General features: G+C 63.0%; 11 protein-coding genes and 1 pseudogene. 8 read left to right on the top strand and 4 right to left on the bottom strand.

Annotated features, from left to right (window positions below; all coding sequences use genetic code 11):
• The first annotated feature begins 657 nt into the window (after positions 1-657).
• Positions 658-2,031 (top strand): glutamate--tRNA ligase, encoded by a 1,374-nt coding sequence (gene gltX / locus AC1D1N_RS14525; RefSeq protein WP_477349261.1) that lies wholly within the window; start codon positions 658-660, stop codon positions 2,029-2,031.
• Here the strand turns inward: gltX and AC1D1N_RS14520 are convergent.
• Complete coding sequence (locus AC1D1N_RS14520) at positions 1,949-3,154, bottom strand: DUF2865 domain-containing protein (protein ID WP_436259765.1); 1,206 nt, start codon at positions 3,152-3,154, stop codon at positions 1,949-1,951. The two genes, gltX and AC1D1N_RS14520, sit on opposite strands and share 83 nt — an antisense overlap.
• Positions 3,155-3,366: 212 nt before the next feature.
• Here AC1D1N_RS14520 and AC1D1N_RS14515 point away from each other — a divergent pair, with 212 nt between their 5' ends.
• On the top strand, positions 3,367-3,984 hold the full coding sequence (locus tag AC1D1N_RS14515) for a DUF1287 domain-containing protein (protein ID WP_477349258.1): 618 nt from the start codon (positions 3,367-3,369) through the stop codon (positions 3,982-3,984).
• A gap of 5 nt (positions 3,985-3,989) precedes the next feature.
• Here AC1D1N_RS14515 and AC1D1N_RS14510 read toward each other — a convergent pair whose 3' ends face one another.
• A complete protein-coding gene (locus AC1D1N_RS14510; RefSeq protein ID WP_477349256.1) occupies positions 3,990-6,314 on the bottom strand; it encodes an NADP-dependent malic enzyme in 2,325 nt (774 codons plus the stop codon).
• A gap of 176 nt (positions 6,315-6,490) precedes the next feature.
• Complete coding sequence (locus AC1D1N_RS14505; protein ID WP_477349254.1) at positions 6,491-7,270, bottom strand: SDR family oxidoreductase; 780 nt, start codon at positions 7,268-7,270, stop codon at positions 6,491-6,493.
• Positions 7,271-7,423: 153 nt separating this feature from the next.
• Between AC1D1N_RS14505 and AC1D1N_RS14500 the strand changes: the two are divergent.
• Positions 7,424-8,205 (top strand): annotated as a pseudogene (locus AC1D1N_RS14500) (UDP-2,3-diacylglucosamine diphosphatase).
• Between the two features lie 103 nt (positions 8,206-8,308).
• Entirely contained in the window at positions 8,309-9,523 is a 1,215-nt protein-coding gene (locus AC1D1N_RS14495) for an MFS transporter (RefSeq protein WP_477349252.1), read from the top strand.
• On the opposite strand, the gene dgcA is transcribed toward AC1D1N_RS14495, so the two are convergent.
• Complete coding sequence (gene dgcA / locus AC1D1N_RS14490; protein WP_477349250.1) at positions 9,494-10,477, bottom strand: N-acetyl-D-Glu racemase DgcA; 984 nt, start codon at positions 10,475-10,477, stop codon at positions 9,494-9,496. The two genes, AC1D1N_RS14495 and dgcA, sit on opposite strands and share 30 nt — an antisense overlap.
• A gap of 77 nt (positions 10,478-10,554) precedes the next feature.
• Here dgcA and AC1D1N_RS14485 point away from each other — a divergent pair, with 77 nt between their 5' ends.
• From AC1D1N_RS14485 to AC1D1N_RS14470, 4 genes are read left to right on the top strand one after another with little or no spacing between them, the layout of a single operon-like run.
• The gene (locus AC1D1N_RS14485) at positions 10,555-11,742 is read left to right on the top strand and encodes an MlaE family ABC transporter permease (protein ID WP_112561494.1); all 1,188 of its coding nucleotides are present in this window, start codon (positions 10,555-10,557) and stop codon (positions 11,740-11,742) included.
• A 1-nt stretch (position 11,743) separates the two neighbouring features.
• Positions 11,744-12,556 carry an ABC transporter ATP-binding protein gene (locus tag AC1D1N_RS14480; RefSeq protein ID WP_112561495.1) on the top strand — a complete coding sequence of 271 codons (813 nt, stop codon included), beginning with the start codon at positions 11,744-11,746 and terminating at the stop codon, positions 12,554-12,556.
• A gap of 14 nt (positions 12,557-12,570) precedes the next feature.
• Positions 12,571-13,944 (top strand): MlaD family protein, encoded by a 1,374-nt coding sequence (locus tag AC1D1N_RS14475; RefSeq protein WP_477349247.1) that lies wholly within the window; start codon positions 12,571-12,573, stop codon positions 13,942-13,944.
• A 37-nt stretch (positions 13,945-13,981) separates the two neighbouring features.
• The gene (locus AC1D1N_RS14470; RefSeq protein ID WP_436259774.1) at positions 13,982-14,623 is read left to right on the top strand and encodes an ABC-type transport auxiliary lipoprotein family protein; all 642 of its coding nucleotides are present in this window, start codon (positions 13,982-13,984) and stop codon (positions 14,621-14,623) included.
• Positions 14,624-14,642: the final 19 nt, after the last annotated feature.

Here is a 14,642-nt window from a genome sequence, read left to right as displayed (position 1 = left end):
AAGCGTTTGCCCGGGCTGCAGACCGTCCCTTGCGGGTCCCTCAACTGAAACTTTGATCGATTCCCTCGCTCGAGGGAGGTTCACACTATCTAGCGTCGAGACTGCCTGCAAACACTAAATATAGTGTTAACAGAAGATTTTTTCCAGTCCGACAATTCTCCCTTTCGTCACCCCAAGCCCCACGATCCCAACGCTTCCGCCAGCCTCGTAAACAGGCGGAAATCTGGGCAAAAACGCACAAAATCCGGGAAAAAAGACCGGGCTCGAAACTCTCCGGTCGCGCCCTCAACAAGAGCACATGGCACATAAAAGGCGACTCGGTTTGCGTCGTCAAGGATTCGTTTACGTAGCTTTTGTGACCCCAACATCTTGTGTGTCACATATGTGGATAACGGGGACAGAAAACCGCCCGGGCAGAATTCGCTTGGCGACGATCTCGATCGTCGTGCCCGACCTGAAGCTCAGGCAGAAAGACCCGGATCTGACCGCTGGTCAGGCAAAGCGCCAGCCGCATCGAGACGCGCCTGGGCTGGCGTCGCGGCGAGGGGTAGGCCGCGGCGTTCTTAGCCTTTTCATTTTAGCTGGCGTGCATTATGTCTTTGGCGTCGCGCGGGGGCGCGTCTTGTCAATTCTGAGAGCATCCGTTACGCCCCGCCCATGACAGTTACCGTCCGTTTTGCCCCCTCACCAACCGGCCGCATTCATATCGGCAATGCCCGCACCGCCTTGTTCAACTGGCTGTTTGCCATGAACAACAAGGGCCGTTTCATCCAGCGCTTTGACGACACCGACATTGCCCGCTCGAAGCAGGAATTTTCCGACGCCATTCTCTATGATCTGCACTGGCTGGGGATTTTCCCCGACGCCACCGAATATCAGTCGCGGCGCTTCGAGACTTACGACGCGACGGTGGAGCGGCTGCAGGCGGCCGGCGTGCTCTATCCCTGCTACGAAACCCCTGAGGAGCTCGACCTGCGCCGCAAGGTGCGCCGCACGCGCGGCCTGCCGCCGGTCTATGGCCGCGAGGCGCTGACGCTTTCGCAGCAGCAGATCGCCGAGTACCGGTCGGACGGCCGCCGGCCCCACTGGCGCTTTCTGCTGCCCAACTTCACCAGCGACCCGCTGCAGCCGGAACGCACCGAAGTGCACTGGAACGATCTGGTGCGCGGCGAGGAGACAGTCGATCTGGCCTCGCTGTCCGATCCGGTACTGCGGCGCGAGGACGGCACCTATCTCTACACGCTGCCTTCGGTGGTGGATGATATCGAGATGGGGGTCAGCCACGTCATCCGCGGCGACGACCACGTCACCAACACCGGCGTGCAGATCGCGCTGTTCAAGGCGCTGGGTGCCGAGCCGCCGGTCTTCGGCCACCACAATCTGTTGACCACGGCATCGGGCGAGGGTCTGTCGAAGCGCAGCGGTGCGCTGTCGATCGAAAGCCTGCGCGAAGACGGCATTGAACCCATGGCGGTCGCTTCGCTCGCCGTGCTTGTCGGCACGTCGGAAAATGTTGCGGCCATGCATGACATGCCGGCACTCGCCGAGCGCTTCGATCCCGCCGCAACGTCGAAATCGGCTGCAAAATTCGACCCGGACGAGCTGTTCGTGCTCAACCGCGCGCTCATGCATCATATGCCGTTTTCCGAGGCGCAGGACCGGCTGATCGTGCTCGGTATCTCCGGCGACAAGGCCGAGCCATTCTGGCTGGCTGTGCGCGGCAATATCGACCGGCTAAGCGATGCGGCCGGCTGGTGGCGTATCCTTGCCGACGGACCGCAGCCCGCGCCGGAGTTTTCCGACGAGGATCGCGACTTCCTGCAGCAGGCCTTCGACCTGTTGCCGGAAGAGCCATGGACCGGCACTGTCTGGAAGGACTGGACGGCCAGGATCAGGGAAGCAAGTGGCCGCAAGGGCAAGGGGCTGTTCATGCCGCTGAGGCTGGCGCTTACCGGACTTGCTTCCGGGCCGGAGCTTGCAGATCTATTGCCGCTGCTGGGTCGGGAAGGAACGCTGGCCCGACGACCCTGACCTTGCGCTGGTCCGGCGGGATCAGCGATACCGGCGACACCACGGGCTTGACGGCAAGTCGCTTGATGGCGTCGCGGTCGAGCCCGCCATGCATGTTGGCCAGCGTCTCCGGATCGGCGCCCGGATCGGGCTTTGCCGCCGGCAGCGGAATGAAGGGCGTCGTCTCAACATCAGGCTGAGATTGCTCGGGCGGTGGCGGGTTGCCGCCGATGATCTCGAAATTTCCGGCCTGCGCATTGCAGCCGCAGGCCGGCGGCCGCGACATGTTGGGCTGTTTGTAGAGATAGGCCGTCGGCAATTCGCTGTAGGGCCTGCCGGTTACCGACGAGGTCATGTTGGCCGAATCGTCATCCATGCCGCTTGAATAGAACACCTGCATCTCGGTGCCGGGGCAGCTCGATTCGCAGTTCTTCTGGTCGCGCTCGAAATCGCCGAGCGAGGCCGAATTCGACATCGGGAAGAAATAGCCGTCGCAGGTGCGCACGCAGCTCGTATGGAACTCGCCGCCGACCGCCGGGAAATCCGGAACGCCGGGCTGGTTGAGCACGCGGCGCACATTGCGCTCCTCGCCGGGATCGTCGGGCTCGTCGAGCGTGTCGACCTGCCGGTTGCCGCCGAAAAGCTGGTCGAACAGATTGCCGTCATCCGGTTCGCGGCTGGCTTCCTGCACCGGCTCCTGCCGCCGCGGCGCAACCGGCTCGTCGCGACAGCCATTGGCGTCGAGCGCGGCCAGGATGCGGCCGCGGTCGCGCCGCGAGCCGCCGCCGGCAAGCTGGGCACGCTTGGCTTGCAGCGCGTCGAGATTGGCGCTCATGCGATCGAGGGATCTGTTGAGGGCTGCGCATTCGCTGACGTTGCGCGAAAACAGCGAAAACCCGCAATTCGCGTCGCTCGCCCGGCCGCGCACCTTGTCGAGCTGCTCGAGCTGGCGGGCGATGGCGTTGTCATATTTCCGCACCAGGCTGGACTTGCCGCCGCCATTGGATGCAGAAGCAAGCTCGGCCTCCAGTTGCCGGCAGACGCGTGAAGCGGCTTGCGGCTCAGTGGTGGCGACGGCCGAAACCACAAGTGCGCCAAGCAGCGCAGCCATGTGCGTCAGCTTCCACCTTCCGCCGCCCGTCATTGCCAGAGACCCCGCTTGCCTGCCTGTCGCGATGCTACCGGATTCGCGGTTAACCGTTCCCTCAATCTACAACCAAAGATGGTCTTAGCCCATAGACGAGGTGCACAAGGGGTTGGGATAAGGCGGCAACTGGGCGATCTCCATCGCTGCATGAAAAAAGGCGCAATCGGCCGGAAAATAGGCTTCAATCAAGCACTGCCCGGGGACCTGGCATGACCGCGATTAGCCGTCGAACCGCACTGCAGTTCGGTCTGTTGTGCATGGCGGCGCCCGCCTTGGCGCAGGAGGCATCGGCCGCGACGGACTGGCGCAGCAGATTGGTCGAAGCCGCGCGCGAGCAGATCGGCGTCACCACCTTCTACGACCCGACCTATGTCCGTCTCGACTATCCCGGCGGCGATGTCGCGCGGGATCGGGGCGTGTGCACGGACGTCATCGTGCGCGCCTATCGCCGCGCCTTCAATCTCGATTTGCAGAAGCTGGTGCATGAGGATATGGCGGCCAATTTCGCGGCCTATCCCAAAACCTGGGGCCTTAAAGCGACCGACCGCAACATCGATCACCGCCGGGTCGGCAACCTTGCCGCCTTTTTCGGGCGCAGGGGTGTTTCTTTGCCCGTGAGCGAGGATCTCGCCGACTTTCAACCAGGCGATCTCGTCACCCAGATGCTGCCCGGCAACCTGCCGCACATCGTCATTGTCTCATCCGACCATTCGGCGGACGTGCCGGAAAGGCCACTGGTCATCCACAATATCGGAGCGGGCGCCCGGCAAGAGGACACGCTGTCCGCTTTCAGGCAGACCGGGCATTACCGCTTTGCGCCTGCCTGAGGGGCTCAGCCGAAATCGACCACCGCCTGCGCCTTGTGCGCCGCCTCGACCACCGCCAGCGCCGTCATGTTGACGACGCCGCGCGAGGTAACCGACGGCGTCAAGATATGCGCCGGCTTGTCGGTGCCGAGCAGGATTGGGCCGACATGCAGCGCGTCCATCATGGTGCGCAGCGCCGTCAGTGTGATGTTGGCGGAATCGAGGTTCGGGAACACCAGCAGATTGGCCTCGCCTTTCAGCCGCGAATGCGGATAGACGCGCTGGCGAAGATGCTCCGACAGAGCGGTGTCGGCATGCATCTCACCGTCGCATTGCAGGTCGGGCGCAACGCGCGCCAGGATCGCTGCCGCCTGGCGCATCTTTAGGGCGCTCGGAGAATCGCGCGAGCCGAAATCCGAATGCGACAACAGCGCTGCCTTGGGCTCGATGCCGAAGCGCTGGATTTCCTCCGCCGCCAGAATGGTCATTTCGGCGATCTCTTCCGCCGTCGGGTCGACCGAGACGTGGGTATCGGTCAGGAAGATAATGCCGCGCTGCGAGATCAGCATCGACAGCGTCGACAGATCGCGGTCTTTGACGCCGGGGCGCGCGCCGATGACCAGCGTCACATTGCGCAGGTGCCGCTCGAAACGGCCTTCGAGACCGCAGACCATGGCGTCGGCATCGCCGCGCTTCAGCGCCAGTGCCGCGATCACCGTATTGTCGGTGCGCACCATGGTGCGCGCGGCCTCCGTCGTCACCCCGCGGCGGCCGGCAAGTTCGATCAAAAGATCGACATAGTGGCGGTAGCGCGGATCGTCCTCCGGGTTGATCAGGCCGAAATCGACGCCCGGCTTGATGCGCAGGCCATAGCGCTTCAGCCTGACCTCGATGACATGCGGGCGGCCGATCAGGATCGGTTCGGCGATGCCTTCCTCCAGCACCACCTGGGCTGCACGAAGCACGCGCTCATCTTCGCCATCGGCGTAGATGACGCGCTTGGCGGTCGACGCCTTGGCCGAGGAAAACACCGGCTTCATCACCAGGCCGGAGCGGAAGACGAAGCGGTTGAGCTGGTCGATATAGGCGGCGAAGTCGGTGATCGGCCTTGTCGCGACGCCGGTATCGCAGGCGGCTTTTGCCACTGCCGGCGCGATGCGCAGGATCAGGCGCGGGTCGAAGGGCGAGGGGATCAGGAAATCCGGCCCGAAGATCGGCGTCTCGCCGGAGTAGGCGCGCGCCGCAACGTCGGACGGCTCTTCGCGGGCAAGCGCGGCGATCGCCCTGACCGCTGCCATCTTCATCTCTTCATTGATGGCGCTGGCGCCACAGTCCAGCGCGCCGCGGAAGATGTAAGGAAAGCACAGTACGTTGTTGACTTGATTGGGAAAATCGGAGCGGCCGGTGCAGATCATCGCGTCCGGCCGGGCCGCGCGCGCCGCCTCCGGCATGATCTCGGGATTGGGGTTGGCCAACGCCAGGATCAGCGGCTTCGGCGCCATATGTGCAAGCAGTTCCGGCTTCAGCACGCCGGCGGCCGACAGGCCGAGAAAGACGTCGGCGCCCGGGATCACGTCGGCCAGCGTGCGCGCCTCGGTATCCTTCACATAGGGGTCTTTCCAGCGGTCCATCTCGTCAGTGCGGCCCTTGTAGGCGACGCCGAAACGGTCGGTGACCCAGATGTTTTCGACCTTGGCGCCGAGCGAGACCAGAAGGTTGAGGCAGGCGAGGGCGGCGGCACCCGCTCCTGAGGTGACGATCTTGATGTCCGAAATGGTCTTGCCGGCGAACTCCAGCCCGTTGAGCACGGCGGCGGCGACGATGATGGCGGTGCCATGCTGGTCGTCGTGGAAGACGGGAATGCCCATCCGGGCCTTCAGTTGTTCCTCGACCTCGAAACATTCCGGCGCCTTGATGTCCTCGAGGTTGATGCCGCCGAAGGTCGGTTCCAGCGCCGAGATCGTCTCGACCATGCGCTCGATGCCGGGCGCGTCGATCTCGATATCGAAGACGTCGATCCCGGCGAATTTCTTGAACAGCACCGCCTTGCCTTCCATCACCGGCTTGGAGGCGAGCGGGCCGATATTGCCGAGACCGAGCACGGCAGAACCGTTGGAGACGACGCCGACCAGATTGGCGCGTGCCGTATAGTCGGCGGCAGTCGCCGGATTGTCACGGATTTCAAGGCAGGGTGCGGCGACACCCGGTGAATAGGCCAGCGCCAGGTCGCGCTGGTTGCCGAGCGGCTTGGTTGCCTGGATCTCGAGCTTTCCCGGTCTTGGATGCTTGTGGAAGTAGAGCGCGGCTTCGTCGAGATCCGAACGTGCCGTTTTCTTGTTCTCGCCTTCCATGCGGCCGCTCCCTCGAAACCTGCTTTGACGAGTCTTTTAGCATGCGGCCAAGGTTTGTCGCGACGCTAAATGACGCGTCGTCAGCTTTCTGCCGCGGTGCGTCGAAAGTCCCGTTGCATCAGATGCTTATGCCGATTTCATCGCGAACGACTCCTGCTGCTTCGCAGGCGCGTCGGTCAAAAGGCGCTGACGTAGAGGCCGCCATCGACCGGGATGTTCTGGCCGGTGAGATAGCCGGCATGGACCGAGCACAGGAAGGCGCAGATTTGGCCGAATTCTTCCGGCGTGCCGAGCCGCTTGGCCGGGACGTCGGCGCTGATGCGGGTCTTGCGCGCCGCGGCAGCAGTCGGGTCTTCCGTCGTGCCGGCCTCGTGCGGGCCGCGCAACCGGTCGGTGTCGAGCTTGCCCGGCAGCAGGCTGTTGATGGTGACATTGCGGTCAATCACCGTGCGCGCCACGCCGGCCAGGAACGAGGTCAGGCCGGCGCGCGCGCCGGACGACAGGTCGAGGCCGGGGATCGGGACATAGACCGACAGCGAGGTGATGTTGACGATGCGGCCGAAGCCGCGCTTGGCCATGCCGTCGATGACAGCCTGCACCAGTTCGATCGGCGTCACCATGTTCTGCGTCACGCCCTCGAGGATCTTTGCGCGGTCGAGCTCGCGGAAATCGCGCAAGGGCGGACCGCCATTGTTGTTGACCAGAATGTCCGGGTCGGGGCAGGCGGCCAGCAGCGCCTTCTGCACCTCCGGCTTCGAGACGTCACCGACTATCTCGGTCACCTTCACGCCGTAGCGTTCGCGCAGTTCGGCGGCGGTTTTTGCCACCAGCTCGGCGTTGCGGCCGTTGACGACGAGATCGCAGCCGGCTTCGGCCAGCGCCATGGCGCAGCCGCGGCCGAGCCCCTTGCTCGAAGCGCAGACAATGGCTTTCTTGCCCCGAATACCGAGATCCATGACGATTTTCTCCGTTTGATTGGCGCGCACGCTAGCTCTTTGGCTGGCCCAATCGCAACCGTCATACGGTTGTTGCATGAATCGGGGCATAGCCTGCGCGAAAGCAACGGTGACGATCTGATGTCCAGCACAGAAACCCGCACTTTCCGCAGCATGTTCATTTCCGACCTGCATCTCGGATCGAAGGCGGCCAAGGCCGAGTTCCTGATCGATTTCCTGCGGTATCACGACGCCGATATCATCTATCTCGTCGGCGACATCGTCGACGGCTGGCGGCTGCGACGCAGCTGGCATTGGCCGCAGAGCCACAATGACGTTGTCCAGAAGCTGCTGCGCAAGGCGCGCAAGGGCACCTCGATCACTTACATCGCCGGCAATCACGACGAGTTCGCGCGCCAATTCCAGGGCGTGCATTTCGGCGGCATCGTCGTTGCCGACCGCGCCATCCACGAAACCGCCGACGGCAGGCGCCTGCTGGTCATCCATGGCGACCAGTTCGACACCGTCGTCCACAACCAGCGCTGGCTGGCCTATCTCGGCGACTACGCCTATGACGCGGCCATGATGGTCAATCGCGTGGTGACCAAGCTTCGCCATCTGCTCGGCCTTCCCTACTGGTCGTTCTCGTCCTGGGCAAAGGGAAGGGTCAAGAGGGCGGTCAATTTCATCGGATCGTTCCAGACCGTGCTCTCCGACGAGGCGCGCCGCTCGCATGTCGACGGCGTCATCTGCGGTCACATCCATCATGCCGTAATCGAGAATTACGGCGATGTGCAGTACATCAACACCGGCGACTGGGTGGAGAGCTGCACGGCGGTGGTCGAGCATTTCGACGGCCGCATGGAGATCATCCACTGGGCGAAATCCTGCCCGAAGCGCCGGACGAGCCCTTCATCCCGATGCTGATCGACGACAGGGTCGTCGAAGCGGCGTGAACCCCTGTTAATCGGTTAGTCCAGGCAGTTTCGGACTGCATTGCCTCATGTTAAGGGATCGATCTGCGTTGCAGCCCTTTGTGCAGCGTAATTGGATCGATTCATGTCGCTGCCGCCACTGTCTCCCGAACAACTCGTCAAGCCGCGCCATTTCGAACTGCGCATGAGCCTGATATTCGCGACACTCTTCGTGTCGCTGGGAACGCATCTGCCGTATTTCCCGCTCTGGCTGCAGGCCCAGGGTTTTCATGCCGAGCAGATCGCCATCATCCTGGCGGCGCCGATGTTTTTGCGCGTGGTGACAACGCCGCTGCTCACCGCGCTTGCCGACCGCGCGAAGGACAGGGCCGATGTCTATATCGCGCTGGTGGCCGCGACCATGGTGCTTTCCGCTGGCTATTTCCTTAAGCCGACCTATGCCATGGTGCTGGCCGTTTCGCTTGCGCTGACGGTGGTGTGGACGCCGCATTCGCCAATTGCCGATTCATTGGCGCTGTCGGGCGTGCGCCGCTTCGGCTCCAACTACACCGCCATGCGCAAATGGGGCTCGATCTCCTATCTCTGCGCCAATGCCGCGGGCGGCTTCATCCTGTACTGGACAAGTGTGCAGGCCGTGCCAGTGATCATTTTCGTCTCGCTTGCGGCCGCACTCGTCGCCGGGCTGCTGGCGCCCCGCCTTGGCCGCCCGCGTCGCGCTTCGCCGCTATCTGCCGCCGACATCCAGCATCAGGCGCCGAGCCTTCTCAATCCGTATTTCCTGTATTTCACCCTCGGCGTTGGCATCATCACCGCCAGCCATGCCTTCCTCTACGGCTTTGTCTCCATCTACTGGAAATCGGTCGGTATCAGCGATTCCGTCGTTGGCCTGCTGTGGGCCTGGGGCGTCGTAGCCGAAGTCTGCATGTTTTTGTTTTTCAATCGTATTTTCGCCTCCGTATCGGTCGTCAAGGTGATGCTGATCGCCGGCATCGGCTCCATCGTGCGCTGGATCGCCTTTCCGCTGATCTGGCCGCTCGGGCTTGGCGTTATCGGCTTCTTCGGCGTCCAGACCTTGCATTCGGTGTCGGTGGCGATGGTGCTGATCGGCCTGCAGAAGATGATCGGCGAGACGGTTTCGGAAGAGCGCACGGGTGCCGCGCAGGGCATCGCCTATTTCTTCAACGGCTTCTTCATGGCAGCGGTGACGCTGGCTTCCGGCCCGCTTTACGAGCGCTACGGCGTTGACGGCTTCCTGGCGATGATCCCGATAGCCATCATCGGCCTGGCGCTGATCGGGCTCGCCGCGCGTTCAGCCCCACAGCATCCTGTCAGGCGGTGAGACGAGCGACCCCTCGTAGACGAGCCCGGGCTGCCGATCGCGCGCCAAAAGCAGCGGACCGTCGAGATCGACGAACTCGGCGCCTTGCGCCAAAAGCACCGCCGGGGCCATCGCCAGCGAGGTGCCGACCATGCAGCCGACCATCACCTCAAAACCCAGTTCGCGAGCGCGGTCGCGCAGGGTAAGCGCAGCAGTCAGGCCGCCGGATTTGTCCAGCTTGATGTTGACGGCGTCATAGAGGCCGACAAGGGCTTCGAGGTCCTTCGCCTCGTGCACGCTTTCATCTGCGCAGATCGGCACGGGGTGCGCGATGTGGCGCAGGCGTGCGTCACGCCCGGCCGGCAGCGGTTGCTCGATCAACGCGATGCCATGCTCGGCCGCAAAAGCGAGGTTCTCGACGATGTTGTCATCGGTCCAGCCTTCATTGGCGTCGAGGATGATGCGGCTGTCGGGCGCCGCTTCGGTCACGGCGCGGATGCGGGCCATGTCGTTGTCGCCGCCGATCTTGACCTTGAGCAGCGGCCGCCCGGCATTGGCGCGGGCTTGCGCGGCCATCGCTTCCGGCTCGCCCAAAGACAGCGTGTAGGCTGTCTCCAGCGCCGACAAGGACACGGCGTGGATGGCGTCCGCCACCGCTATGCCGCTCATCTTCGCCTCCAGGTCCCACAAGGCGCAGTCGATGGCGTTGCGGGCAGCACCCGCCGGCATCACATCCAGCAACGCGGTCCGGCTGATGCCGTCTTCTATCTGCCGGCGCATCGCCCGGATGGCGTCGCGCACGCCATCCATGGTCTCGCCATAGCGCTTGTAGGGGACGCATTCGCCCCATCCGCGATTGTCTCCATCGCTGATAGTGCAGGTGATGACTTCGGCTTCGGTCTTCGATCCGCGTGAGATGGTGAAGGTGCCGGCGATGGGAAAACGCTCGGCCTCAACCGAAATGACACGCGTCATAATTTTCTGCTCCGGCTATGCAACATCAGCCTGTCGGCAAATCGACAGGTACGACCCGTCAGGCTAAACAGGACGCCATGTTGACCATCGGCAAACGCGACACAAGCGGCAACGCCGCCAAGGAGGCCGACCACCAGCCCCGCGTCGCGGTCGGCGAGGAGGGCGGCGTCCTCGGTTGCGCTTTCTCCGGAATTTGGACGACATCGACAGTGGCGCTGATCGACGCCGAGATGCGCAAGATCGAACAGCGCAAAGGCTTTCAGACCCTGGCGTTGGACCTTTCTCATATCGAGAAGATAGATACGGCCGGGGCCTGGCTGATCGACCGCCTGGTCAGCGTCTTCGAGAAGAAGGGCGTCGAGATCAAGATGCAGGGGCAAAGCGATGTCGCCTCGATCCTGCTCGGGGCCGTCGGCGAAGCCGTCCGGCGCGAGCCCGAATCGGGTCGTATCCGGCGCCCCAACATCATCCTTCGCGGGCTGGAAGCAGTCGGCCGCCGCGTCTATGAGATGCGCGACGATTTCCTCGCCTCGATGAACATCCTGGGCGCCACCATCGGCGGCGCGCAGATGAAGCTCGGGCGCGGCCATGCCATCAACCCGGCGGCGATCTTCAACCAGATCGATCGCATGGGTGTCGGCGCCATACCGGTGGTGGTGCTGATGTCGGCCATTGTCGGCGCCATCGTCGCCCAGCAGGGCGCCTACCAGCTCAACTATTTCGGCGCCAACATCTTCGTTGTCGACCTGGTCGGCGTGCTGATCCTGCGCGAACTCGGCGTGCTGATGACCGCAATCATGATCGCCGGCCGCTCCGGCAGCGCCATCACCGCCGAGATCGGCTCGATGAAGATGCGCGAGGAGGTCGACGCGCTGAAGGTCATCGGTCTCAATCCGATCGGCGTGCTGGTGTTTCCGCGCCTGGTGGCGCTGGTGATCGCGCTGCCCTGTCTCACCATTATCGCCAATTTTGCAGCCCTCGGCGGCGGCATCATCGCTGCCTGGCTCTATTCCGGCATTGCGCCATCCGCTTTCATCGACCGGCTGCGCGGCGCGATCGATATCAGCACCATATTCGCCGGCCTGATCAAGGCGCCGTTCATGGCCATGATCATCGGCACCATTGCTTCCGTCGAAGGCATGAAAGTCGGCGGCAGCGCCGAATCGCTGGGGCTGCACGTCACCGCCTCGGTGGTGAAGTCGATCTTCGTCGTCATCATCCTCGATGGCCTTTTTGCCATCTTCTACGCCTCGATCGAGTTCTGACATGAAGAACTCAAAGGCGATCAAGGCTGCGCAAGGAACGGACGAGGGCGATATCGTGCTCTCCGTTCGTGACATCACGGTTTCCCTGGACGACAAACTGATCCTCGACAAACTGGCGCTCGACATCAAGCGCGGCGAGATCCTCGGTTTCGTCGGCGCCTCGGGCGCCGGCAAATCGGTGCTGCTGCGCACCATTCTCGGCCTGCTGCACAAGCAGGCTGGCACGATCAAGCTGTTTGGTCTCGACCTCGACAAGGCCAGCGACATCGAGCGGTTGCGCATCGACATGCGGCTTGGCGTGCTTTTCCAGCATGGAGCGCTGTTTTCGGCGCTCACAGTGCAGGAAAACGTGCAGGTGCCGATGCGTGAATATCTCGATTTGCCGAAGAAGCTGATGGACGAGCTGGCCTTGCTCAAGATCGAACTGGTCGGCCTGCCGCCGGACGCGGCGCAAAAATTTCCCTCGGAGCTTTCGGGCGGCATGATCAAGCGCGCCGCCCTGGCGCGGGCACTGGCGCTCGATCCCGACATCGTCTTCCTCGACGAGCCGACGTCCGGCCTCGACCCGATCAGCGCGTCCGAGTTCGACGAATTGGTCGTCAAGCTGCGCGATACGATGGACCTGACGGTCTACATGGTGACACACGATCTCGACACGCTGTTTACCGCTTGCGATCGGGTGGCGGTGCTCGGCAACAAGAAAATCCTGGTCGAAGGCACGATCGACGACATGCTGAAGAGCGAGGAGCCGTGGGTAAAATCCTATTTCCGCGGAAAACGCGCCCGGCAACTTGATCTTGCGGCGCGCGCATAGCCATAAGTGGGGCAATGGAAACCAGAGCCAACTACGTAATTGTCGGCGTTTTTACCCTGGCTGCGATCCTGGCGGCCTTCGCGTTCGTCTATTGGACCGCTCAGATCGGCGATCGGGGCGAGACGGCGGAGTTGCGCGTGCGCATTCAGGGTTCGGCCTCAGGCCTCGGCCCCGGCAGTCTGGTGCTGTTCAACGGCGTCAAGGTCGGTGTGGTCAAGCGTGTCTATTTCGACCGCAATGACCCGAATGCCGCTATTGCCACGACCGAGATCGACAAGACAACGCCGCTTACCAAATCGACGCAGGCCGATATCGGCATCGCCAGCCTTGCCGGCCAGGTCAACATCGAATTGAAGGGCGCCAATCCCAAGGAACCGAACCTGCTTGAAGAGGCGGAAAAGGAAGGCAGAACCGCTGAGATCGTCGCTAACCCCTCTGCCGTCAACAATCTTTTGCAGACGGCGCAGAACATCTTCACCCGTGCCGATAGGGTGCTTTCGGATCTCGAGGGTTTCACCAAGGATGTGCGCGGGCCGCTGACACAGACCGTCAAGAACGCCCAGACATTCTCCGATGCGCTGGCCAAGAATGCCGACGGCATCGACAAGTTCCTGACCGCCGTCAGCGCGCTGTCGGACGAGTTGAAGGATGTTTCCGGCAAGCTCGACGGCACGTTGAAGGCCGCCGAAGGCCTGCTCAATGCCGTCGACAAGGACAAGATCAAGAGCATCGTCGCCAATGTGGACACGGTGACGGGGAACCTCAAGGAAACCTCGCAGCAGCTCGACGGCGTGATCAAGAATGTCGATACGGCGGTCGGCTCGGTCAACGATTTCGCCAAGCGGACGCAAGGCACGCTGGCCAAGGTGGACAATGTGCTCGACGGCATCGATCCGGCGCAGGTGCGCGTAGCACTGGCCAACATTCAGTCGGCCAGCGAAAATGCCAACAAGGCCGCAGCCGACATCGCCAAGGTGACCGACAAGTTCGCCGACCGGGTCGACGACATCGACGAGACGATCAAGGACGCCAAACAGCTTGCGTCGCGCCTCAACGATGCCTCGGTGCGCGTTGACGGCATCCTGAAAAGGGTCGACACGCTGCTCGGTTCGGGCCAGGCCGACGGCGTCATGGCCGATGCCAGGGACACACTGAAATCGTTCAAGCAGGTCGCCGACACGCTGAACGCGCGGCTTGGCACCATCACCGACAATCTGGCGCGATTCTCCGGCCAGGGCCTGTCGAATGTCGAAGCGCTGGTCCAGGACAGCCGGCGCTCGATCAGCCGCATCGAAGAGGCGGTGACCGATCTCAGTCGCAACCCGCAGCGCATCCTGTCAGGTGGCGACGGCGAGGTTCGGCAATTCGATGGCAGGGCGCGGCGTTGACTTCGGCCGCTGCCCACCGCAAGAAGTTGAACCGCGAATGCGGGTTGGTCTTACGATCCGGGGACAACGGGGATCGCGCGTGACGTTCAGTTTGGGTGGGTATAAATCTGCTGTAGTGCTGGTCGCGCTGACGCTTGGCGGTTGCGCGGCATTGGGAGGCAAGCCGGCGCCGCTCGATACGTTCGAGCTGTCCGCACCCTCAATCGACGCGCATGGCCACAGCCGCCGCCAGATCCTGATTGCCCAGCCATCCGCGCTCAAGGCGCTGGACAGCCAGAACATCGTCATCAAGCCGTCGGACCGCTCGATCCAGTATCTGAAGGGCGCGCAATGGGCCGACCGGCTGCCGCTGATCGTGCAGGCAAGGCTCGCAGAAACCTTCCAGCGCTCCGGCAGTTTTGCCGGCGTCGGCAAGCCGGGCGAGGGGCTGGCGATCGACTATCAGGTGATCGTCGAGATCCGCTCCTTCGAGGTCCGCGTCAATGGCGGCGAGCACGCCGAGGTCAATCTCTTCGTGCGCATCCTGAACGACCGCAACGGCGAGGTGCGCGCCTCAAAAAGCTTCACTGCATCCGCTCCCGTCTCGGGCAGCGGCAACCCAGCCTATGTCAGCGCGCTCGACAGCGCCTTCGGCGAGGCGGCGAAGGATATCGTGCGCTGGACGGATTCGGTGATCTGAACCAGCCTAGGCTTCAAAG

Source organism: Mesorhizobium sp. P2_B5, assembly GCF_056404775.1.
The sequence above is the reverse complement of the archived record's forward strand: the minus strand, read 5'-3'. Positions and strand labels throughout refer to the sequence as shown.